Below are 21,521 nucleotides of genomic sequence, written 5' to 3'. Positions count from 1 at the left end.
CCGGAGCCAAAACCGGAACCTGAACCAGAACTCGCAGAAATCCGCGTGTTGATGCGGCCGATCTCCTCCACGTACCGCAGCCGATCCGCGTGCTCCAGGTCCAAGATGGAGTCGAGCGACCAGTGGAAGTGGTAGGCGACGTACGCGACCTCCGAGTACAGCCGGTCCGGCGCGTACGTCACGATTCCCCCAGGCGCCCACCCGCGATGTCGACCTCGAAGCCGTGCCCGCAGGAGGGGCACGCCACGCCGGTGCGGGTGTGGCCCTCGCTGTTGATGCGGCGGTACATGTCCTGCAGGAAGGCCAGGTCCGACGCGAACAGGTTCTCGATGATCCCCGCGTGCACGTCGGTCACCGAGCCGAGACGGACCACCACGCGGCCCAGCAGCACGACCGTGAGGAAGGCCGCGTTCTCGCGGACCCGGTCGTCCCGCAGCGGGATCAGCTCGTCGCGGGCCGTGGCCAGGCGCATCACGCCCGACTTGTGCACGGTGCCCGAGTCGTCGACGTAGCCGCGCGGAAGCTCGAACGCGAACTCGGTCTGCATGACGGGGGCGGCGGAGCGTTTCACTCGACTTCCATCTCCTCGTAGGTGACCGTGAGCTTCTCGGTCAGCACGGAGGTGTCGCCGGCCTTCAGCGTGCCGATCTCCAGCGCCTTCGGCCAGGCGCGCATGATCTTGTAGCGCTTGATGGCCTGGCCCTCGTAGTCGTAGACGACGACCACGCCGTTCTTGCGGGCGCTGCCCATCTTGCCGAAGCGGGAGTCCTTCACCCACTTCTCGAACGAGTTGTCGGCGGTCAGGCCTCGGGTGAAGACGACCTCACCCGCCTTCATGCGGCCGGGGAGCTTCTTGATGACGTACTTGCCGTCGGCCATGTTCTGCTTGAGCTCGATGACGTCCTGTTCCATCTTCAGGCCGGTCACCTCGGAGATCTGCTTGATCGTGATGCCGTCGACCTCAAGGCCGAACGAGTGGCCTACCGACGTGTCGAGATCGGGGAGTGCCATGTCGATGAACCGCCTTTACTCGTTGACCAGACTGGTGCCGCCCTGCAGCTGGGCGAGCCGGAAGATGACGAACTCCGCGGGCTTCACCGGCGCCACGCCGATCTCGCACACGACCTGGCCGAGGTCGATGCCCTCCGCCGGGTTGGTCTCGCGGTCGCACTTGACGTAGAACGCCTCGTCGGGCGTCAGGCCGAACAGCGCGCCCTTGCGCCACTCCATGACCAGGAAGGCGGAGATGGTGCGCCTGATACGCGCCCACAGGGCGTCGTCGTTCGGCTCGAAGACCACCCACTGGGTTCCGTCCAGAATGGACTCTTCGAGGTAGTTGAAGAGCCGCCGGACGTTCAGGTACCGCCAGGCCGGGTCGGACGACAGCGTCCGCGCACCCCACACGCGGATGCCGCGGCCGGTGAAGGAACGGATGCAGTTCACGCCGATCGGGTTCAGCAGCTCCTGCTCGGCCTTGGTGAGCTGGGTCTGCAACGCCACAGCGCCGCGCACGTTCTCGTTCGCCGGGGCCTTGTGCACGCCGCGAGCGGCGTCACTGCGCGCCCAGACGCCGGCCATGTGACCTGACGGCGGCACGAAGATGTTGTCCGAAGTGGACGGATCGTAGACCTTGATCCACGGGTAGTAGAGCGTCGCGTACTTCGAGTCGTAGCCCGCCTCGGTCTGTTTCCAGTTCTTCACCTGGTCCGGCGAGAGGTCCGGCGGCGGGTCGAGGATCGCCATGCGGTCGCCCATGAGCTCGCAGTGCGCGATGATCGCGGCCTGCACGGTCTTGACGGCCTCGAGCGTGATCAGCCCACGCTGGTAGGAGCTCATCAGATCGGGCACCGAGACCATCGTGATCTCGTCGATCGCTTCCAGGCCACCGAAACCGGTGCGGTCGGCCACGTCGCCCACGTAGTCGTCGGCCACTACCTTGCGCGGCACGGGCGGCGGTGTCGGGGCCTCGCGCAGTGCCACGGAAGCCTTGTCCGGCTTGGCCAGCGACGCGCCGGCGACCTCTTCGATCGTGATCAGCTTCGAGGCCGTGTTCACGACGGTGAGCACGTTCTCCTTGCCGCGCTTGGACGACACCTGGTGCGTCTCGACGACCTTGCCGTTGTCCTTGACGATCAACGAGAAGCGGTCGTCCGGCTGGTTCTCCCCTGCCGGGTCGCTCACCTCGACGGACAGGCTGCCCGCACCGAGCTCACGAGCCGACACGCGGTAGCCGCCCAGCTGCGCCTGCGGGCCCGCGGGCAGTTCCTTCGCCGAGCGCGATCCTCCGACGCGGACGACGTAGCAGTTGGTGCCACCGTTGAGGAAGTAGCCGTAGACGGCCAGCGGCAGGTAGCAGCCCTCGGCGAAGTCACCGAACTTCTCGGTGTACTGCGCCCAGTTCGACACCAGCGTCGGGGTGTTGTACTCACCCTTGGCCGCGAACCCGACGAACGCGGCGACGGCGGTGCCCACGCCCTCGATCGGGCGAGCACCTGCCTCCACCTCCTCGACGTACACGCCCGGCGAGAGATAGGTGGGCATCGACGGCCTCCCATGTCGTACGGAACCCTGTACGACACATGCTGCGGCGATCGCCAGGAACTCGACACGACCCCGCGGCGGTGCTGGAGGGAGCCGGTGACTGCCCGAAAGGGCAGCCACCCCTGAGGGGGATTTTCCGGCCGTTCACCCAACCGCCGCCGAACGATCACCGCACGCGATCCTCCTGAGCCCTACCCTTCGCGACGGCCCATGTCCGCCAACAAGGAAGTGCGCTGGCATGTCACGTCGCAGGGCTCCACTAGCCGTGCTCACCACGGTCGTCATCACGGCGGCCACCCTCACCGCCTCCACCGCGGCCCAAGCGGCCGTCACCACCTTCACCCCCGCCGCCGACACCTACGTCGACAACGCCGCCACCGGAACGAACTACGGCACGTCCGGCCAGCTCGGCATCGACAACTCGTCGATCAAGCGGACGTTCCTCAGGTTCTCCGTCTCCGGGATCAGCGGCGCGGTCAGCAACGCCAAGCTGCGCCTGCACACCGACGACGTCGCCGACGCGCAGAGCCCCAACGGCGGCACCTTCCGGTCCATGACCAACGTCAGCTGGACCGAGACGGGCGTCACCTGGAACAACCAGCCCGCCATCGACGGCGCCACGCTCGGCTCCCTCGGGCAGGTCGAGCGCAACGCCTGGTACGAGATCGACGTGACCAGCTACGTCACGGGCAACGGCACGTTCAGCATCGGCGTCACGTCGAGCAGTTCGGACGGCGCCGACTACGACTCGCGCGAGTCCGGTGCCACCACCGCACCCCAGCTCGTGATCACCAGCGGCACCACCGAACCGCCCGGTGATCCGGTGTGGGTCGGCGCCGGTGACATCGCCGACTCCGGTTCCGGCGACACGGCCACGGCCGCGCTGCTGGACAACATCCAGGGCACCGTCTGGACCACGGGAGACAACGTCTACCCGGACGGCACCGCGTCGCAGTTCAGCACCTACTACGAGCCCACGTGGGGCCGGCACAAGGCACGCACGCGGCCGTCGCCGGGCAACCACGACTACCACACCAGTGGCGCCACCGGGTACTACAACTACTTCGGGGCGCAGGCCGGGCCGTCCGGACGGGGTTACTACTCCTACGACCTCGGCAACTGGCACATCGTGTCGCTGAATTCCAACATCAGCATGGCCGCGGGCAGCGCGCAGGAGCAGTGGCTGCGACAGGACCTGGCGGCGAGCACGAAGCCGTGCACCGCGGCGTACTGGCACCACCCGCTGTTCACCAGCGGCGCCAACCACGCGCCGTCAACGGCCACGAAACCATTGTTCCAGGCCCTGTACGACGCCAACGCGGACCTGGTGCTCTTCGGGCACAACCACCACTACGAGCGGTTCGCCCCGCAGAACCCCAACGGCGGGCTGGACACCGCGCGCGGCATCAGGACGTTCGTCGCGGGCATGGGAGGCGCGGGCGCGTACGGCTTCGGCACGATCAAGCCGAACAGCGAGGCCCGCAACACCGGCACCCGCGGCGTGCTGAAGTTCACGTTGCACAGCAACAGCTTCGACTGGCAGTTCGTCCCTGAGGCCGGCAGGACCTACACCGACAGCGGCACCACCAACTGTCACTGACGCCGCCGCTGGAGGCCGAGCCGTGTACCTGTCCACAATTGACAAACCCAAGACGGCGAACTGGAAAGGGCTGAGCGGCAACGTCTTCGCGCTCGGCACGGTCAGCCTCATCACCGACGTCTCGTCGGAGATGGTGGCCGCGATCCTGCCGCTGTACCTGGTCATCGGCCTCCAGCTCAGCCCGGCCGCGTACGGGCTGATCGACGGCGTATACACCGGCGCCACCACGTTGCTGCGCCTCGCCGGCGGCTACCTCGCCGACCGGACGAACAAGCGCAAGGCGGTCGCGGGCTTCGGCTACGGCATCTCCGCCGTGGCCAAGCTCGGACTGCTCGCCGCGGGCAACTCCCTGACCGCGCTCGGCTTCGTGATCACCGCGGACCGCGCGGGCAAGGGCCTGCGCACCGCACCACGGGACGCGCTGATCACGTTGTCCACCCCCAGCGGTGACCTGGGGCGCGCGTTCGGCGTGCACCGCGCGATGGACGGCATCGGCGCCTTCGCCGGGCCGCTCGTCGCGATGGCCGTGCTCGCGGCCTCGGCCCAGTCGTTCGACGCCGTGTTCGTCACCAGCTTCTGCATCGCCGCGTTCGGCGTGCTGGTCCTGGTCCTCTACGTCAGAGACCGGCCAGAACCGGTACGGCGCAAGGAACCCGTCAAGCTCGCTCTCCTCAAAGACCCGGCCGTGCGCAGGATCGTGCTGGCCGCGTCGTCGCTCGGCCTGGTCACCATCGGCGACGGGTTCGTGTACCTGTTGCTGCAGAAGCGGGAAGGGCTGGCGTTCGGCTGGTTCCCGCTGCTCGCCGTCGGCACGAGCCTCGTCTACCTGCTGCTCGCCGCACCGCTGGGCGCGCTCGCCGACCGCGTCGGCAGGCTCAAGGTGATGCTCTGCGGCTACGGCGCACTGACCGCCGTCTACCTGCTGCTCTTCGGCCCGCTCGGCGGCTGGCCGCTGCTGGTGCTGGTCGTGCTGCTCTACGGCGTGTTCTACGCGGCCACCGACGGCGTGCTGATGGCGCTGGCGGGTCCGGTCCTGCCGGAGCGGCTGCGCACCACCGGAATCGCCCTGATCCAAAGTGGACAGGCACTCGCCTACCTCGGCTCGTCCGTGCTGTTCGGTCTCGCCTGGCAGTTCTGGAGCCCGGAAGCCGCCACCAGGATCGCCGCGGCCGCGGTCGTCCTGGCCCTGATCACCACCGCCGCACTGCTGGGACGTCGTCACCCGTGAAGAACCGACTGCTGATCACCGTCATCGCCGCCGTGCTGCTCGCCGGCGTCGCCATCGGCTACACCGTGCTGTCCGGCGCCTCGCCGGGAGAGGCCGCTCACTCGCTACCGGTGCAGTCCGGACCGCGGCTGATGATGCTCAGCAACGGCAGGCTCTCCACCGCGTCCCGCAACGACCCCGCCGGACCGAGGGAGATCACCGAACAGCGTTGCGACCGCGCGTACGGCGCCGCGGGCACGATCTCGTGCCTGCGGCCGGTCGGTGCCCTCAAAGCAGGCGAACTGGCCGTGCTCGACAGCCAGTTGAAGGAGCTGCGCACAGTTCCGCTGACCGGTTTCCCGAACCGCACCCGCGTGTCCGCGAGCGGCCGGATGGTCGCGTGGACGCTGTTCGTCGACGGGCATTCCTACGCCGCCAACGGTTTCTCGACGAGCACGGGCATCCTCGACACGAGGACCGGGACACTGGTGCAGTCGCTGGAGGAGTTCACCGTCGAGGGCCTGCCGCAGCTGCCCGTGGACGCGAACTTCTGGGGCGTCACGTTCACCGCCGACGACAACCGCTTCTACGCCACCATGTCCACCGGCGGGCACCGCCACCTGGTCGAGGGTGACTTCGCGGCGCGCAAGGTCCGCCGGACCGAGCACGACAACGTCGAATGCCCGTCGCTCTCCCCGGACGGCACGCGGATCGCCTACAAGGCCGCGGTCAACGGCGACCCGCAGCAGGGCTGGCGGATCTCCGTGCTCGACCTGGCGACGCGCAGGATCACGCCGCTCGCCGAGACCCGCGGCGTCGACGACCAGCCGGCCTGGCTCGACGACAGGACCGTGGCGTACGGGATCCAGCGCGACGACGGCCTGAACGACGTGTGGTCCGTGCCGGCCGACGGCACCGGCACGCCCAGGATCGAGATTCCCGAAGCGAGCTCGCCCGCGCCTTGGTAGCTGCCCGAACGGGCGGTCGCCATCGCACGAGCGGCCGACCCGGCAGTCCTCGACGGCTCCGAAGCCGGTGCGAACACTGGAAAAATGACCCACGCAGTGCCCGGTCACGACAAGCCCTCCGACAGGCGGGGTACTCAGTCCACTCCAGCGCGAGCACAAACGAAGCCACCGCCGAGGCATCACCTCAACCCCGTCGCCGCGATGGCCTTGCAACGTCAGGCAGGCAACGCGCGGTGACGAGCCCGAGGCAGGCAGCAGTTCGGCATTCAGGACCTTCTGAAGGTCTTCGCCGAACACGGCCGACCTGCAACGCCGACGACGCCGGAAGCATCGGGCGCCCAGCAGATCCATGCCCGCATAACCGTACGTGTCGCACCCGGCGCGACACCGCTGGAGATGGACAAGACGACAGGTCGCCCGCGAGGGACGGGCGAAACACCACCGGCACGCCCCGGCTATGAGCTCTTCAACTGGGACCCGGATCTGCCGACGCCTCAACGGGGTAAAAAGGTCGGTCGCGGAGCGGTGTACACCGGGAGCAACACACCCAACACATCCGGCACGGCACAAACCGTCGAGGTCATAGCTCGTACGTGGGCGACGCAGGGAACCGAGAAGAACAGCGTCAACCACACCGAGCGGCAGTTGGACACGTGGCTGACCAGCCAAGGTGACGACTTTCTGCGCCGCATCACCGCCATGGAGCTGCACAGCAGATACAGCGCGTGCACCAACTGCACAGACGTCCTCATAGGACTGCGCAGGAAGCTGCCGTCGGCGGTGCTCGTGTTCCACTGGCGAGACCTCTACGTGCCGAAGGACGATTCTCCCTCGCGCCGACGACAGGTGTCGCAGACGGCCGCTGCCTACCTCAGCGAGCTGGAGAAGGTCGGGTGGAGGCTGACCGGCCGCCGGTCCTGAGCTACTGAGGAGCTTCCTCTTCCTCCGGAGCTTCGCTCTCCCGCTGCACGAACGTCTGCGCGGTCTCCTCCTCAGGAGCCTCCTCGCGCTGCACGTGCGCCTCCCCGACGCCGTGATCCTCACACCGCTGCACCGGAGCGGCGGGCGTGGCCATGATCCGGTCCGCGTTCGCGACGGCGTCCCGCTCGAACCGGTCGGACGGGTCGCTCACCTTCACACCACCCCCGGTGTCGGTACCGTCGACCGGCCCCGACCGCTGCTGCACCACGTGCGTCAACTCGTGCGCCAGCATGTGCTTGCCGGAGTCCGACGACGGGTCGTACTTGTCGCGCTGGAACACGATGTTGGAGCCAACGGTGTAGGCCTGCGCGTTCACCGATCGGGCCGAGTGGTCCGCTGCGGAGTCGGTGTGCACGCGGACGTCGGAGAAGTCCTGCCCGAAACGGCCCTCCATGTCCTGGCGGACGTCCGCCGACAGCGGTGATCCGCTCGACGAGATGACGTCGTGCACGGGCGAGCGCTCCTCCTCCACGACGGCCCCGACGCCCGCGTTGCCCACGGCTCGTTGCAGGCCCAGCATGCCGGCGGGCCCGAGCACGTCGGGACGGCCGGCCGCGGCCGCGCGGCCCAGCAGGCCGGTCTCCTCCTGCGGGATCCGGTCACCCTTGGGACGAAGGGAGTTCTCCGAGTCGAAATCGTGTTCGTGTCCGTGCATCTCCGCTCCCTGTGAATGGCCTAACCCACCAGACGTTCGGTTGCCAGCTCGAAGTAGCGGCCGAACTCACGCTCCCCCACCAGCCGCCCCAGCTTGCGGTACTCCCGCGCCACGGCACCGATCAGCTCGACCATGCCGACGACGTGCCCCGCGGCAGCGGCCAGGTAGGCCGCCGTCACCGCCGCGGACCGGATGTGCCCGCCGGCCAGTTCGAACGACGCCGCCAGAAAATCGAGGTCCACATCGGACGATCGCGGCACCGAGTCGCCCAGGCACCGGTCCCACAGCCCGCGGCGCAGGTCCGCGTCGGGCAACGGGAAGTCCACGATGACGTCCAGCCTCCGGGTGAAGGCGTCGTCGAGGTTCGCCCGCAGGTTCGTGGCCAGTACCGCGATGCCGTCGAAGGACTCCATGCGCTGCAACAGGTACGCGCTCTCGATGTTCGCGTACCGGTCGTGTGCGTCCCTGACCTCCGATCGTTTGCCGAAGATCGCGTCGGCCTCGTCGAACAGCAGCACGCCGTTGACGCCGGCCGCCTCGACGAAGATCCGCTCCAGGTTCTTCTCGGTCTCGCCGACGTACTTGTCCACGACCGTGGCGAGGTTGACCGTGTAGAGGTCGAGGCCGAGCGAGGCCGCGATCACCTCGGCCGACATCGTCTTGCCCGTGCCGGAGTCGCCGGCGAACAACGCCGTGACGCCCCTGCCCCTGCCCCCTCCCGGCCGCATGCGCCATTCGTCGATCACGCGGTCCCGGTGCTTCGCCCTCGCCGCGAGCTCGCGCAGCAACGACGTGATGGGCGCGGGCAGCACCAGGTCCGGCCACGACACGGCGGGCTCGATGCGCCGCGCCAGCCGTTGCAGCCCTCCCGCGTTCTGGCTGCGCGCACCGGCCCGCAGATGTGTCACGTCGACCAGCCCGTCATCGGCCAGCGCCGAGACCGTCGCCGCGTTCGCCGCCCGGCTGATCTGGGTCGGCCCCAGCACGAAGTGCGCGGTGACCTCCGCCGGGTCGATGCCGTGCGCCAGCTTGCCGTCGAGCTCCGTGCGCCACAACGCCACCCGCACGTCGAACGGCACCGGCACCGCGTCGTGCTGCAACGGCGGCATCCGGGTCCAGCGCGGCTCCCACGCCCCCGGACCGTACGCGATGACCGGGATCTCCTCGTGCAGCAGCGGATCCAGCGTGAAGTTCGAGTCGACGGGGCCGATCGTGATGCCCGCGCCCCTGAGCAACGCCTCCCTGGTCACCGCCAGCGGGTCGGTGATCCGCGCCGCGTCCACCAGCAACGCGGGAAAACCCGCCAGCGACAGCGCCGCCACGGCCAGCTCCGCCGCGCCACCGCCGGGATGCTCTCGCAGGTAGACGAGCCGCACACCGCGTTCGATGCCGCGAGCCAGCCGCTCCGCACCCGGCATCGCGACCGGATCTCCCGGCAGCGTCACGAAATCCGACAGCAACGGATCCGGCCTGTCGTCGCCGAGCAGGTGCGCCCCGACCCGGTCCGGCACCCGCAGGGATCTGCTGAGCAGTGGCCTTTCCTGGTCCTCCGCGGTGATGAGCCCGCACCGGACGAGGGGGCTGCCGTGGTCGAGCCTCGCCCGCCCCTTCGACGACGCCTCCGGTAGCCCGCACAACCGCAACGCCAGCCCGACCGTCGCCCTGCGCCGCGTCACGTCGTCGTTGAGGTACCCGTAGAACTGCTCGAACCGGCTGTCCACGTCCGGCGCCAACGCGACCAGCAGCAGCTCGACGTCCACTTCGGACAGTTGCGCCTTGCGCGCCAGCCGGCCGAGCCTGCCGTCCGCCGTCGTCTCGGTGAACGGTGCGAACGGCTCCCTGCCGCTGTCCAGCAACGCCTCGATGACCTCGTCCGACAGGTAGAGCCCGCGGAACGGGTCGTCGGGGTTCGGGTCAGTGGCCCGCCGCGCCGCCACCGCCGCCCGGATCCGCCGCTCCAGGCCCGCCATCCGCTCGAAGATCATCGCGCCACCCGGCGCATCGCCACGCCGTCCTCGGAGACGTCGTGCCGCACCCGTTCCTCCCCGGAACGCAGCTGCACGCCCTCCTTGGCGGGCGGCCCGGCCTCGAACCTGCGCCCGGACGAGATCGGCGCCGACACGACGACGTCCAGCGACGGCTTCAGCTCGCCGCCCAGCGCACTCCACACGTCCGCGAACGCCCTGTCCTCCGGCGGCGGCAACGCGACCGTCATCGGCACGGGCAGCTGCAGCTCGTCGAGCGTGCCGCTGAGCAGCCCCGGCGGCACGGCCTCGTACTTCAGGAACCCGATCAACAGGTCCGAGAGGAGCCGGTGCTCGTCCTCCGGGCGTTGCGTCCACGCCGTGACCAGGTACGAGAGCTTCATGTGCCGCGGCGGGACGTGCCGCGCCGCCACCTTGCCCTGCGCGTCGTACTCGTTGAGCATCCCGCGCTGGCGGCGGCGCATGTCCTCCCGGATGTCGTAGAGGTAGATGTTGACCGTGGGCGCGTTGCGGCGCGCCGCCCAGTCCTTGGTGGGCGCGTCGAACGCGACCTCCAGATCGGAACCGCGCAGCGCCTCGTCGCGGACCAGGCGGCGCAAAGCCTCGTCTACCTCGTGAATCACCCGTCCACGATCGCGCGCACACCCCGGAGCCGGGACCAGCGCGCTGACGTCCCGGCGGACACGGTTGGCTGCCCCAACGGGCAGCCGCACCCGAACCTCGTGCGGAAGCGATCAGCTGGTTGCGGCGGCGGCGGGGACGGCGACGCCGACGGCGGTGAACGGGGCGGTGAGCAGGGCGTACTGCTCGGCTGAGAGCCCGGCGGGTTTCCGCACGGCCCTGGCCGCGATCACGCAGACGGACTTGGCGTCCGAGTGGAGTCCCGCGCGGTACGCGTCGAGTTCCTCACTGCGCGGAAGCAGCGCCGACCTCACGGCGTGATCGAGCTCGGAGTTCTCCGACGCCGAGAGCCTGAGGGCACGGCTCGCCTCACGGCCGCCCTGCCGGCGCAGGCCGACGGCGTGGTCGAACGCGGCGGCGAGCGTCTCGGGCGGCAACGCCGCGATGGTCCCTATGAACCGAGCCGTGGCGGCATCCACAACAAGCTCCTTCGTCAGGATGCGGAAGGTTGGAAAGCAGCGGCCGCGGTGGCGCCGTCAACCAGTCTGCCTCGCCCACGTGAAAAGGTACGTTCCGGGGGAACGAGGGAGCGCCACATGGATGTCCAACGCCTGACCCGCACAGCAGCGAGGCTCTTCGGGGATCTCGGCCCTGCTGGGGCGCTCACGGTGCGGGAGTTGCCCGACGGACTCGGGATCTGCGTGTGGCAGACCGGCGTCCGAGGTGGAGGAACCATCTTCGTGGGATGCGACGAGACGGTTCTGTTCGTGGGGTCCGCGACGGGTTTCGATGCCGGTCTCGCGGCTTTCCGCCAAGGCAGGCGCACTCCAGCCGAACGGTTCCGGAGTGAACCCTGACGAGGCGACCGCACGGAGGCCGGCTACTCCGCGTCGGCCTCGACGATCCGGACGTCCTGAGCGATCGGGTCCTCCAGGACCTTGGCCATGTAGCGTTCGGCGCCGGCAAGATCATAGGTGGAGTACGTCCCGATCTCGCTGCCCTCGTAAATCCACCTCACGCGGTACTGCTCTGCCATCCAGCTTCCTTCCACCACAGGGACGCACATCATCCCCTGTGACTGAAACGATCAGTGGGTGGGCAGGGGACGCATCCGGTCCGGCATGTGCGCCCGTAACGTGTCGTGCAGCGCGGACACCTCGTCACGATCCAGAAGGACGGACCCGGTGGCGCACGCCAGCACGGCCTCACCGGTGCGCTGGTCCGGCACGTACCGCAGGGTCAGATCCTGCTGGACGACGTCCCGGACTGTGCACGACTCGGCCTGACGAATCGCGGTCAGCAGCTCCGACACCCGCTCGTACCCCAGCCGCGCGCTCCAGCGCAGCGCGGCCGGGGGGCGAACGAACAACCGGAGGCCTCCTGCGGCACGGCGAACTTCAACGCACGTCAACACCGCTGCAACCTCCTAGCAACATCTCACCAGCGAGACTAGCCAGAAAGGCGGGCCGTCAGCGGTAGGTGTCACCCGTTCGGTTCATTGGTAACAGGGCTTCTCGAATTTGAAATCCTTAGCGGTCGAACCGGTGAAGAAGTCCTCCACCAGCGTCACTCCGGTCGGCGCGGCGTCGTCCGGGCGGTAGATCAGTGACTGACGGAACAGTGCGTCCTGCGGAGAAGCGGAGAAATTGCCTGCACCCGAAGGAAGCATTCCCTCGTAGTCCACCGAGCTGAGTGAACGCACCGCGTTCAACACTCCGGCACGCGTCAGGTCCTTGTTCTCCGCCGCCTTTTCCAGCGCCGCCTTCAACGGGTACGCCCACACCCAGCCGGCGGTGTAGCCGTCGTTCGGCGTCACACCGGGCAGCGCGGCGCGCATCGCGGTGTGGCCGACGGACTCGGTCGCCCACGCCTTCCACGGCGCCGACTGCAGGTACAGGGCCTTGATCGCGGGCGCGGCCGGCGACTTCAGCAGACCGGGGTTCCACGTCGGCGAGGTGCCGATGAACTTGCCCTTGTACCCGCGCGCCGCCGCCTGGCCGATGATCACGGCCGCGTCGGTCGGGCCGGTCGTCAGCACGACCAGGTCGGGCTTCTTCGACACGACGGCGTCGACGGCGCCGCCCTGGTTGTCCTGGCCGGTCTGGGTGGTCACGTTCTCGAACGACAGACCGCGCTTCTCCGCGGCGATGCGAGCACCTGCCGCCGCGTCGTCGCCGTAGTCGCCGGCGAGGTGCACGGCCATCACGGACTTCACGCCGAGCTTCTCCACGGCGTAGTCGACGGTGTTCATCGACTCGACGCAGTAGTTCGTGCCGGACTCCAGCACGACCTCCTCGAAGCCCCACAACGACGTCCACGACGCCGGGACCGACACCATCTGGGTGCTCTCCAGATCGGGCAGGATCGCGGCCGTCGTGGGCGAGCCCAGCGTCTGCGTCAGCGCCAGGATCTTGCCCTTGATCTCCTGGTAGACCTGGTTGTGGATCTGCGGGTTGTACTTGTTGTCCTTGACGTACGTGGTCACGTCGATCTCATACCCGCCGATGCCGCCGCGGTCGTTCACGCGCTTCCAGAACGCCTTCTGCGCGTCCGTGATCGGCACGGCCAGCGTCTTGAACGGGCCCTCGGTGAGGTCCGAGATCGTGCCCAGGTAGATGCAGCCCTTGGACTTGTCGGCGGCCTGCGGGCACGCCTCCTCGGTGACGCCGAAGTCGACCTTGATGCCGCCCGCGCCCTCCTGTGGCGCGGCGCCGTCCCCGCCCCGGCAGGAGGCCACCGCGAGCAGGCCTGTGAACAGAACGGCCAATCGCTTACCAGACATGGGGATTCTCCTCAGTACGAGAACGGCCAGGTGCGCCAGTAGTTGCGGACGCGCACCCAGATGCCGAACAACCCGCGTGGCTCGACGATCAGGAACACGATGATGAGCACGCCGTAGAGCACGGCTTCCAGCTGGAAGACCGTGATCGCGCCGGTGGCGTCACCACTGATGAACGGCAGCACCGCGGGCAGTTCCCTGGTGATGCGTGGCAGCAGCGTGATGAAGAGCGCGCCCATGATCGCGCCCGAGATGGTGCCCGCGCCGCCGATGAGCACCATCGCGATGTACTGCACTGACAACAGCAGGTTGAACGAGCCGGGGTCGAAGAACCCGTTCACCACGAACAGCAACGCGCCCGCGACGCCCGCGTAGAACGAGGACACCGCGAACGCCAGCACCTTGTACTTCGTCAGGTCCACGCCGATCACCGACGCGGCCAGGTCCCGGTCCCGCACCGCCGCGAACGCCCGGCCCACCCGCGAGCGCACCAGGTTCCGCGCCAGCACACCGAAGATCACCAGCAGCACGAACATCACCAGGTACAGCTGTTGTGCCGCCGTGAACACCGCGTTGTCCCTGTCGAGCCGCACCCCGAACAGCTCGGGGATCGCCGCGGGCCGCCCGACTCCCGGCCCACCGGTGAGCGACGTCCACTCCCGGAAGACGTGCTCTCCCAGGAAGACCAGCCCGAGCGTCACGATCGCCAGGTACAGGCCGCGCAGCCGCACCGCCACCGGCGCCACCAGCACGCCGAAGAACGCGGCCACCAGACCGGAGGCCAGCAACCAGATCGGCAGCGACGTGATGCCGAACCCGATCACCCGCCCGGTCTCGGAACCGGACAGCGCCGCACCCGTGTACGCGCCGATCGCGAGGAAGAAGGCGTGGCCCAGCGAGACCTGGCCCGCGTAGCCGGTGACGATGTTCAGCCCGATGGCACCGATCGCCGCCACGAACCCCGTCGCCAGCAGCTGCAGCAGGTCGTCGGTGATGAGAAACGGGATCAGGAGAGCGAGAACGACCAGCGCCGACACGGAGACCCGCTTGGGGCGCGTGTTGAGGAACGCCATGTCTTGCGCATAAGAGGTGTACAGCTCAGGACGACCCTTCACAGCCGTTCGACCTCCCTCTTGCCGAACAACCCGTATGGTCTGACGAGCAACACCAGCAGCATCAACGCGTACGGCGCGACGAGGGCGAAGTTCGGCCCAAGCCACGGCGCGAAGTCGTTCTGGTAGGTACCGAAGAGCGACTCGACGATCCCGACCGCGAGCCCGCCGACGACGGCACCGCCCAGCGACTCGAGTCCACCGAGGATGATCGCGGGCAACGCCTTCAGCGCCACGATCCACAGCTGCTGGTCGACACCGGCGCCGGTCGCCACGAACACACCCGCCAACGCGGCCAGCCCACCGGCCAGCGCCCACGACAACGCGAACACCGACCCGACCGAAATGCCTTGCGCCAGGGCGACTTCCTGGTCGTACGCGACGGCCCGCATCGCGAGCCCGATCCGCGAGTACCGGAAGAACAGGAACAACGCGACGGTCACGACAGCGGTCGTCCCGATCATCACCAGGTACCGCTGCTGCACCTCGGCACCGAGGAAGTTCACCGTCGTGAGTCCCCACGGATCTCCGACCTGCCGCACGTCCAGGCCGATGAACGCGTTCGTCACGACTCTGACCACGACGTCCACGCCGATCGTGATGATCGCGACGACGAACACCGGCTTGCCGACCATCGGCCGCAGCACCGTGCGCTCGACACCCAACGCCAGCACCGCGATCACCACCGCGGCCACCAGCACAGCGCCGAAGAACGAGACCGCGGGCGCCAGGTACGAGACCAGCACCGCACCGGCCAGCATGAACGCCGGCTGGGCGAAGCTGATCACCTGCGTCGACTTGTAGATGATCACGAAGCCGAGCGCGAGCAACGAGTAGATCGACCCGGTGCCGAGACCCCGGATCAACGACTGGAGAAACTCATCCATACATGCTCTCCACGAGGTCGTCGAACATCTTGCCCAGCGCGGCCCGTTTCACCTTCTGCGTCGCGGTCAGCTCGCCGTCCTCGTGGTCGAGCTCCTTGGGGAACATCCGGAACTTCTTGATCTGCTCGACGTTGGCGAACTTCGCGTTCACGTCGTTCACGATCTTCTGCACCAGCTCCAGCACCTCGGGTTTCTCCGAGAGGTCCCGGTAGGTGGTGTAGGGGATCTTGCGCTGCTGCGCCCAGTGCCCGACCGTCTCGTGCTCGATGCCGATCAACGCCACCAGGTACGCCCGCTGGTCGCCGATCACCACGGCTTCCTTGATGTACGGGGAGGTTTTCAGCGCGTTCTCCAGCTCGGACGGCGCGATGTTCTTGCCGCCCGCGGTGATGATGATGTCCTTCATCCGGTCGGTGATCTTCACGTGCGTCCCGTCGACCCACTCACCGACGTCGCCGGTGTGCAGCCAGCCGTCGGTGATCACGCGGGCGGTCGCGTCGGGATCGCGCCAGTAGCCGGCGAACGTGCCGCCGTGCCGGGTGAGGATCTCGCCGGTCTCCTCGTCGATCCGCAGCTCGATGCCCGGCTGCGGCTCGCCGACGGTGCCGACCTTGACCCTGCCCGGCCGGTTTCCCGTTGCCACGGCGGTGTTCTCGGTCATGCCGTAGACCTCGTGCATCGGAACTCCGATGCCCATGAAGAACTTCAGCACGTCCGGTGCGATCGGCGCGGCACCGGACGACGCGTAGCGCACGTACCTCATACCGATCCGGGCCTTCAGCGCGCGGAAGCAGAACAGCCAGCCGATCGCGTAGACCAACCTGCTCGACGCGGTGTGGTTGCCGCCGGTCCGGACGAGCGTCTCACCGATGCTTTCCGCTCTTCGCAACCAGAACCGGGTGACCGTCCGCTTGAGCCACGACGCGCTGGACACGCCGATCGTGACGCCCGCCAGCACCTTCTCCCAGATGCGCGGCACACCGAACAGGATCGTCGGCTGCACCTCGCGCAGGTTCGCCTGCACGGTCTCGATGGACTCGGCGAAGTGCACCTGCACACCGGAAGCCGCGCTGAACCACGTCGTGAAGATGCGTTCGGCGACGTGGCACAACGGCAGGTACGACAGCGTGACGTCGGCGGAGGACGGCGGTGGCGAAGTGAAACCGCCGCCCTCCACCAGCACATGGACGGCGAACTCGACGTTCGCCACGGTGAGCATCGCGCCCTTGGGTGGCCCGGTGGTGCCGGAGGTGTAGATCAAGGTCATCACGTCGTCGGGCTCGGTCGCCGCCATCCGCTTCGCGAGCTCGTCACCGTGTTCGTCCCGGTACCGCGCGCCCATCGCGAGGAAGTCGTCCCACCACAACAGCTTCGGGTTGTCGTAGCGCCCTTTGATGCCTCGTGGTTCGAGGTAGACGATCCGTTCCAGGTCGGGGGTGTCCTCCAGCACCGCGAGCGCCTTGTCGACCTGTTCCTGGTCCTCGGCGATGAGGATCCGCGCGCCGGAGTGCGACAGCAGGTAGGCGACCTCGGACGGCGGGTTCGTCGGGTACAGGCCGACCGTGATGCCGCGCGCCGCGACGATGCCGAGGTCGGCGTAGAGCCACTCGCGGCGGTTCTCCGAGTGGATCGCCACCCGGTCGCCCGGCTGCAGCCCGAGTGCGAGCAGCGCGTCGCCGACGAGCTCGACGTTCGCCCAGTACTGGGCCCAGGAGACCTCCTGCCAGATGCCGAAGTCCTTGGCGCGCAACGCGATCTGGTCAGGGGTGTTGGCCGCCCTGTTCTTGACGCGGGTCACGACGGTGGTGGTCATGTCGTCACGCTCCGGTGCTGCTCACCCAGGTACGCGCGGACGACGTCCGGATCCGCCTGCACCTCGGCGGGCGTGCCGGTGCGGATCGGGCGGCCGAAGTCCATCACCATCACGCGGTCGGCGAGGTCCATCACGAGGCCCATGTCGTGCTCCACCATGATCATCGGGATGTTCAGCTCCTCGCGGACGTCGAGGATGAACCGGGCCATGTCCTCGGTCTCCTCGACGTTCATGCCCGCGACCGGCTCGTCGAGCAGCAGCAACCGCGGCTCCATCGCGAGCGCCCTGCCCAGCTCGACGCGCTTCTGCACGCCGTAGGGCAGCAGGCCGACCGGGTACCGGCGCCACTGCTCCAGCTCCAGGAAGTCGATGACGTCCTCGACCGCCGCCCGGTTCTTCAGCTCCTCGCCGCGGGCCTTCCCGAGCCACAGGAACGCGCTGAGGGCGCCGTAGCGCATGTGGTTGTGGCGGCCGAGCATGAGGTTCTCGACCACGGTGAGGTGCGAGAACAGCTCGATGTTCTGGAACGTGCGGGACATGCCCCTGGCGGCGATCCGGTGCGGCCGCATGCCGATCAGATCCTCGCCGTTGAACCGCACGGTGCCCTGTTGCGGCCGGTAGACGCCGCTCAGCACGTTGAAGATGGACGTCTTACCCGCGCCGTTCGGGCCGATGATGGCGAAGAGCTCGCTCTCGCCGACCTCGAACGACACCCCGTCGACGGCGATGACGCCCTCGAAGGCGAGCCTGATGTCGGTGACCTCGAGAACGCTCATGACAGCCACCGCTTCCTGCGCTTGTAGTGCTTGACCGCACGGAACGAGGAGGTGCCGAGGCCGAGGTAGAACTCGCGGATGTCGTCGTCGGCCAGCAGGGCCTCCGCCGGCTTGTCCATGACGACCTTGCCGGTCTCCAGCACGTACCCGTGGTCGGCGATGGAGAGCGCCATGCTGGCGTTCTGCTCGACCAGCAGGACGGTGGTGCCCTGTTCGTTGATCTTCACGACCAGGTCGCGGATCTGCTGCACGAGCAGCGGCGCGAGACCGAGGCTGGGCTCGTCGAGCAGCAGGTACTCGGGTTCGGACATGAGCGCGCGGCCGATCGACAGCATCTGCTGCTCGCCACCGGACAGGTAGCCGGCGCTCTGCCTGCGTCTCTCCAGGAGCCGAGGGAAGAGCTCGTAGCAGCGCTCGAGGTTCTGCTTGAGACGCTTCGGCCTGGCGTGGCCACCGACCTTGAGGTTCTCCTCGACGGTCAGTTCGGCGAGGATTCTGCGGCCCTCCAGGGCCTGCTTGATGCCCCTGTCGGCTATTTTCGCTGGTGAGAGTCGGTGGATCGGTTCACCGTCGAGCGTGATCGAGCCCTTGGTGACCTTGCCGTCGTGCACGTCGAGGAGGCCGCTGAAAGCCCTCATCAACGTTGTTTTCCCTGCTCCGTTCGCTCCGAGCAGGGCGACGACGCGACCTTTGGGCACCTTGAGACTCACGCCGCGGAGCACCAGCATCACGTCGTCGTAGACAACCTCAAGGTTGTTCGCCTCGAGCACCGGCGCCTCCTAGGGCCTGCGATGCCGATCAGTATGACGTGGATCACGTCCGATATGACTACTGTGCGCGATTTCGTGATGCGCAAATCGCGATTGGTCCACCACTCTCCGTGTCCGTCCAGTGTGGACCGGGCACGATGTGTAACAACGCGTGGCTCGGGTACTCACTCTTCGACGACAAAATGATGAAGAGGAGGAGGTTTCGTGACCACCATTGAGAAGTCGGTGGATGTCCACGTGCCTGTGAGCACGGCGTACAACCAGTGGACCCAGTTCGAGTCCTTCCCGGCGTTCATGGACGGCGTCGAGAAGATCGACCAGGTCACGCCGACCAGGACCCACTGGACCACGAAGATCGGCGGCGTCGTCCGCGAGTTCGACGCGGAGATCACCGAGCAGCACCCGGACGAGCGCGTCGCGTGGACCACGGTCGACGGGCCTCCGCAGGGTGGCGTGGTCACCTTCCACCGGCTCGACAACGACACGACCAGGGTTCATCTCCAGATGGAGTACGACCCGGAGACCTTGACCGAGAAGGCGGGCGCCGCGCTCGGCGTCGTCGGCCACCGGATCGAAGGTGACCTGAAGCGGTTCAAGGAGTTCATCGAGAACCGGGGCACCGAGACCGGCGCATGGCGGGGCGACGTCACGCCGCCGCCCCAGGTCTGATCTGCGGTGTGCGTTGACCCCAGATCAACAGGCGGCGTTCGAGGAACTCGCCCGCACCGGCCGTGACTCGCCGCGTTACTACGCGCTGCGAGATCGGCTGGTGCGCGAGTACCTCCCGCTCGCCCGTCACATCGCCCGCCGCTTCAGCGAACGCGGCGAGCCGATGGAAGACCTCGCCCAGGTGGCGGCGGTCGGACTGATCAACGCCATCGACCGGTACGACGTGGGCCGGCAGACGGACTTCCTGTCCTATGCCGTGCCCACGATCACCGGCGAGGTGCGGCGGCACTTCCGCGACCAGTGCTGGGCGGTGCGGGTGCCGCGCAGGTTGAAAGAGCTGTGCGACTCGATCGACGGCGCGACTGCCGAGCTGTCGCACAAGACCGGGCGATCTCCGACTCCCTCCGAGATCGCCCGGCACCTGGGGATTCCTCTTTCCGACGTCTACGAGGGCCTGCGAGTGGAGAAGAACGTCGCGTTCGCGCCACTCGACTCCCTCGAAGGTTCGACGGTCGACGACCCGGCGCTCGAAGGCGTGGAGATCCACGAGGCCCTGCAGCCCATGCTGCGGGGCCTTCCCCGCCGTGAGCGGACCATCGTGGTGCTGCGGTTCTTCGGCCGGCTGACCCAGACGGAGATCGCGCGCCGCGTCGGGATCTCCCAGATGCACGTCTCGCGGCTGTTGACCAAGTCGCTGGAACAGCTGCGCAACGACCTTCTGGCAGACGAATGAAATGGGCGAGCGCGAATGTCCGGTCTTCGCGATACTGACGGCATGAACCGGTTGCGGTGGCCCCAGAAGCTGGCGATCAGCACTGGTACCCTGCTCGTCCTCTGGGGGGTCGCCGGGTTCTTCGTGACGGGTTTCTCGCCGTTCGCCGGCGAGTCCGACACCTGGGTTCTCCTGCTCCGGGTGAACCCGCTGCAGAACACCGTCCACGTCGTGCTGGGCGCGGCACTGCTGCTCACCTTTCGCAGCTTGAAAGCACTCAGCTCCTCCGCGTTGCTCGTCGCCGCGGTGTCGCTGATCGTCTTCGGCATCGGGACGGCCAGGTACGACGAGGGCGTTGTGAACGTGCTCAACGTGAACTCCGGCAGCAACGCGCTGCACCTGCTGACCGGGTTCGCGGCGCTGGCGGCGGCGCAGGGTGCCGTCTGGTGCCGCCAGTGCGACCGGGTGGCGGCGCTCAAGGCTTCCTGAGCAGCTTCCGCACGGCACGCTCCGGATCGCCGTTGCTGATGACCTCGCCGCGTTCGAACGCTCCGGTCAAACGTGGGTCCACGTAGGACTTCCGCGCGACGGCCGCCGTGTTGCCCAGGTGTTCGGCCACCTCTTTCATGACCGCGCTGACCGCTCGTTTCGACGGTTTGCCCCGTTCGTTCAGGGCGTGCGCGAACGCCTGGGCCGCGTGGACCGTGGCGTGCCAGGTGCGGAGGTCCTTCACGCTGAACTCCTCGCCGACGAGCTCGCGGAAGCGCTCGTTGACGTCGTCGGCGGTGAGGTCGAAGACGCGGCAGTCCGGGGTCCGGTCCTTGAGGAGACTCCGCACGGCGCGTGCGAGCCGCGCGTCGGTGATCTCCTCGTCCACCTCGACGCCGTGCTTGGCCGGGAAGCGGAACCTGACCCGGTCACCGCGCACGCTGAGGTGTTCGCAGAGGAGGGTCGCGACGCCATGAGTGCCGTTCTCCTCGGCGTACTCCTCGTGGCCGACGCGGAAGACGCCGAGGTCGAGCATGCGCAGCGCGATGGCGAGCAACCGCTTGCGGCCACGCGTCTTCATGTCCTTCTCGATCTGCTCGCGGAACTTCCCCAGTCGCGGGGCGAGCCGCAGGACGCGGTCGAACTTCTCCGCGTCCCGGTCGGTGCGCCACTTCTCGTGGTAGAGGTACTGGCGGCGGCCCGCGTCGTCGTAGCCGACGGCCTGGATGTGGCCGTTGGGGTGCGGAGAGATCCAGACGTCGCGCCACGCGGGTGGGATGACCAGGGCTTTCACCCTCGCCAGCTGGTCCGCCGTGAGGGCGTTGCCCTGCGCGTCGAGATAGCGGAAACCGCCGCCGTGCCGGCGGCGGGTCCAGCCCGGCCCCGCCGGGTCGCTGCGGCGCAGTCTCATTCGGGCACCTCGTGGTTGATCAGCACAGAACGCGGGTACCCGCTCG

General features: G+C 68.0%; 23 protein-coding genes and 1 pseudogene. 7 read left to right on the top strand and 17 right to left on the bottom strand.

The window, feature by feature from the left end; genetic code table 11:
• Positions 1-35 precede the first annotated feature (35 nt).
• The 4 genes and pseudogenes from ABFX45_RS23725 to ABFX45_RS23710 form a co-directional block, all read right to left on the bottom strand.
• Positions 36-182 (bottom strand): annotated as a pseudogene (locus ABFX45_RS23725) (DUF6760 family protein); the annotation flags it as partial.
• Positions 179-547, bottom strand: a complete 369-nt coding sequence (locus ABFX45_RS23720; RefSeq protein WP_109637930.1) for a hypothetical protein — start codon at positions 545-547, stop codon at positions 179-181. The pseudogene ABFX45_RS23725 and the gene ABFX45_RS23720, both read right to left, overlap by 4 nt.
• A gap of 20 nt (positions 548-567) precedes the next feature.
• On the bottom strand, positions 568-1,011 hold the full coding sequence (locus ABFX45_RS23715; RefSeq protein ID WP_109637201.1) for a phage tail protein: 444 nt from the start codon (positions 1,009-1,011) through the stop codon (positions 568-570).
• 15 nt (positions 1,012-1,026) lie between these two features.
• Complete coding sequence (locus ABFX45_RS23710) at positions 1,027-2,541, bottom strand: phage tail sheath family protein (protein WP_109637200.1); 1,515 nt, start codon at positions 2,539-2,541, stop codon at positions 1,027-1,029.
• A gap of 238 nt (positions 2,542-2,779) precedes the next feature.
• Here ABFX45_RS23710 and ABFX45_RS23705 point away from each other — a divergent pair, with 238 nt between their 5' ends.
• From ABFX45_RS23705 to ABFX45_RS23690, 4 genes are all read left to right on the top strand, one after another.
• Positions 2,780-4,141, top strand: coding sequence for a CBM96 family carbohydrate-binding protein (locus ABFX45_RS23705; RefSeq protein WP_346131956.1), 1,362 nt, complete (start codon positions 2,780-2,782; stop codon positions 4,139-4,141).
• A gap of 22 nt (positions 4,142-4,163) precedes the next feature.
• A complete protein-coding gene (locus ABFX45_RS23700) occupies positions 4,164-5,369 on the top strand; it encodes an MFS transporter (RefSeq protein ID WP_109637198.1) in 1,206 nt (401 codons plus the stop codon).
• Positions 5,366-6,316, top strand: a complete 951-nt coding sequence (locus tag ABFX45_RS23695; RefSeq protein ID WP_346131955.1) for a hypothetical protein — start codon at positions 5,366-5,368, stop codon at positions 6,314-6,316. The genes ABFX45_RS23700 and ABFX45_RS23695 overlap by 4 nt, the downstream gene beginning before the upstream one ends.
• A 525-nt stretch (positions 6,317-6,841) precedes the next feature.
• Entirely contained in the window at positions 6,842-7,237 is a 396-nt protein-coding gene (locus ABFX45_RS23690; RefSeq protein WP_346131954.1) for a hypothetical protein, read from the top strand.
• A gap of 1 nt (position 7,238) precedes the next feature.
• On the opposite strand, the gene ABFX45_RS23685 is transcribed toward ABFX45_RS23690, so the two are convergent.
• The 12 genes from ABFX45_RS23685 to ABFX45_RS23630 all read right to left on the bottom strand — a co-directional run bounded on the left by ABFX45_RS23685 (position 7,239) and on the right by ABFX45_RS23630 (position 18,695).
• Complete coding sequence (locus ABFX45_RS23685) at positions 7,239-7,952, bottom strand: eCIS core domain-containing protein (RefSeq protein ID WP_346131953.1); 714 nt, start codon at positions 7,950-7,952, stop codon at positions 7,239-7,241.
• 20 nt (positions 7,953-7,972) lie between these two features.
• Positions 7,973-9,937: an ATP-binding protein gene (locus tag ABFX45_RS23680; RefSeq protein WP_346131952.1), complete on the bottom strand. Its 1,965-nt coding sequence runs from the start codon at positions 9,935-9,937 to the stop codon at positions 7,973-7,975.
• Positions 9,934-10,560, bottom strand: coding sequence for a Pvc16 family protein (locus tag ABFX45_RS23675; RefSeq protein WP_109637193.1), 627 nt, complete (start codon positions 10,558-10,560; stop codon positions 9,934-9,936). Before ABFX45_RS23675 ends, ABFX45_RS23680 begins: the two co-directional genes overlap by 4 nt.
• A gap of 111 nt (positions 10,561-10,671) precedes the next feature.
• The gene (locus ABFX45_RS23670) at positions 10,672-11,037 is read right to left on the bottom strand and encodes a hypothetical protein (protein ID WP_346131951.1); all 366 of its coding nucleotides are present in this window, start codon (positions 11,035-11,037) and stop codon (positions 10,672-10,674) included.
• Between the two features lie 401 nt (positions 11,038-11,438).
• Positions 11,439-11,594, bottom strand: coding sequence for a hypothetical protein (locus ABFX45_RS23665; RefSeq protein ID WP_170154970.1), 156 nt, complete (start codon positions 11,592-11,594; stop codon positions 11,439-11,441).
• Positions 11,595-11,645: 51 nt separating this feature from the next.
• Complete coding sequence (locus tag ABFX45_RS23660) at positions 11,646-11,927, bottom strand: hypothetical protein (RefSeq protein WP_109637191.1); 282 nt, start codon at positions 11,925-11,927, stop codon at positions 11,646-11,648.
• Between the two features lie 126 nt (positions 11,928-12,053).
• Complete coding sequence (locus tag ABFX45_RS23655) at positions 12,054-13,340, bottom strand: ABC transporter substrate-binding protein (RefSeq protein WP_346131950.1); 1,287 nt, start codon at positions 13,338-13,340, stop codon at positions 12,054-12,056.
• An 11-nt stretch (positions 13,341-13,351) separates the two neighbouring features.
• Positions 13,352-14,452 (bottom strand): branched-chain amino acid ABC transporter permease, encoded by a 1,101-nt coding sequence (locus tag ABFX45_RS23650; protein WP_112227796.1) that lies wholly within the window; start codon positions 14,450-14,452, stop codon positions 13,352-13,354.
• Positions 14,449-15,336: a branched-chain amino acid ABC transporter permease gene (locus tag ABFX45_RS23645; protein ID WP_109637188.1), complete on the bottom strand. Its 888-nt coding sequence runs from the start codon at positions 15,334-15,336 to the stop codon at positions 14,449-14,451. Before ABFX45_RS23645 ends, ABFX45_RS23650 begins: the two co-directional genes overlap by 4 nt.
• Positions 15,329-17,149: an AMP-dependent synthetase/ligase gene (locus ABFX45_RS23640; RefSeq protein ID WP_109637187.1), complete on the bottom strand. Its 1,821-nt coding sequence runs from the start codon at positions 17,147-17,149 to the stop codon at positions 15,329-15,331. The genes ABFX45_RS23645 and ABFX45_RS23640 overlap by 8 nt, the downstream gene beginning before the upstream one ends.
• Entirely contained in the window at positions 17,146-17,925 is a 780-nt protein-coding gene (locus ABFX45_RS23635) for an ABC transporter ATP-binding protein (RefSeq protein WP_109637186.1), read from the bottom strand. Before ABFX45_RS23635 ends, ABFX45_RS23640 begins: the two co-directional genes overlap by 4 nt.
• The gene (locus ABFX45_RS23630; RefSeq protein ID WP_109637185.1) at positions 17,922-18,695 is read right to left on the bottom strand and encodes an ABC transporter ATP-binding protein; all 774 of its coding nucleotides are present in this window, start codon (positions 18,693-18,695) and stop codon (positions 17,922-17,924) included. The genes ABFX45_RS23635 and ABFX45_RS23630 overlap by 4 nt, the downstream gene beginning before the upstream one ends.
• Before the next feature lie 204 nt (positions 18,696-18,899).
• On the opposite strand from ABFX45_RS23630, the gene ABFX45_RS23625 reads away from it, so the two are divergent.
• From ABFX45_RS23625 to ABFX45_RS23615, 3 genes are read left to right on the top strand one after another with little or no spacing between them, the layout of a single operon-like run.
• Entirely contained in the window at positions 18,900-19,364 is a 465-nt protein-coding gene (locus ABFX45_RS23625) for an SRPBCC family protein (RefSeq protein WP_109637184.1), read from the top strand.
• A 13-nt stretch (positions 19,365-19,377) separates the two neighbouring features.
• A complete protein-coding gene (locus tag ABFX45_RS23620) occupies positions 19,378-20,097 on the top strand; it encodes a SigB/SigF/SigG family RNA polymerase sigma factor (RefSeq protein WP_233439579.1) in 720 nt (239 codons plus the stop codon).
• Positions 20,098-20,139: 42 nt separating this feature from the next.
• Complete coding sequence (locus tag ABFX45_RS23615; protein ID WP_170154969.1) at positions 20,140-20,565, top strand: DUF4383 domain-containing protein; 426 nt, start codon at positions 20,140-20,142, stop codon at positions 20,563-20,565.
• Here ABFX45_RS23615 and ABFX45_RS23610 read toward each other — a convergent pair.
• On the bottom strand, positions 20,552-21,475 hold the full coding sequence (locus ABFX45_RS23610; RefSeq protein WP_346131949.1) for a DNA topoisomerase IB: 924 nt from the start codon (positions 21,473-21,475) through the stop codon (positions 20,552-20,554). The two genes, ABFX45_RS23615 and ABFX45_RS23610, sit on opposite strands and share 14 nt — an antisense overlap.
• Positions 21,476-21,521: the final 46 nt, after the last annotated feature.

This window comes from Lentzea roselyniae (assembly GCF_039537795.1).
In the GTDB taxonomy this organism is placed as follows: domain Bacteria; phylum Actinomycetota; class Actinomycetes; order Mycobacteriales; family Pseudonocardiaceae; genus Lentzea; species Lentzea atacamensis.
This window is presented reverse-complemented; position numbering and strand designations above follow the sequence as displayed.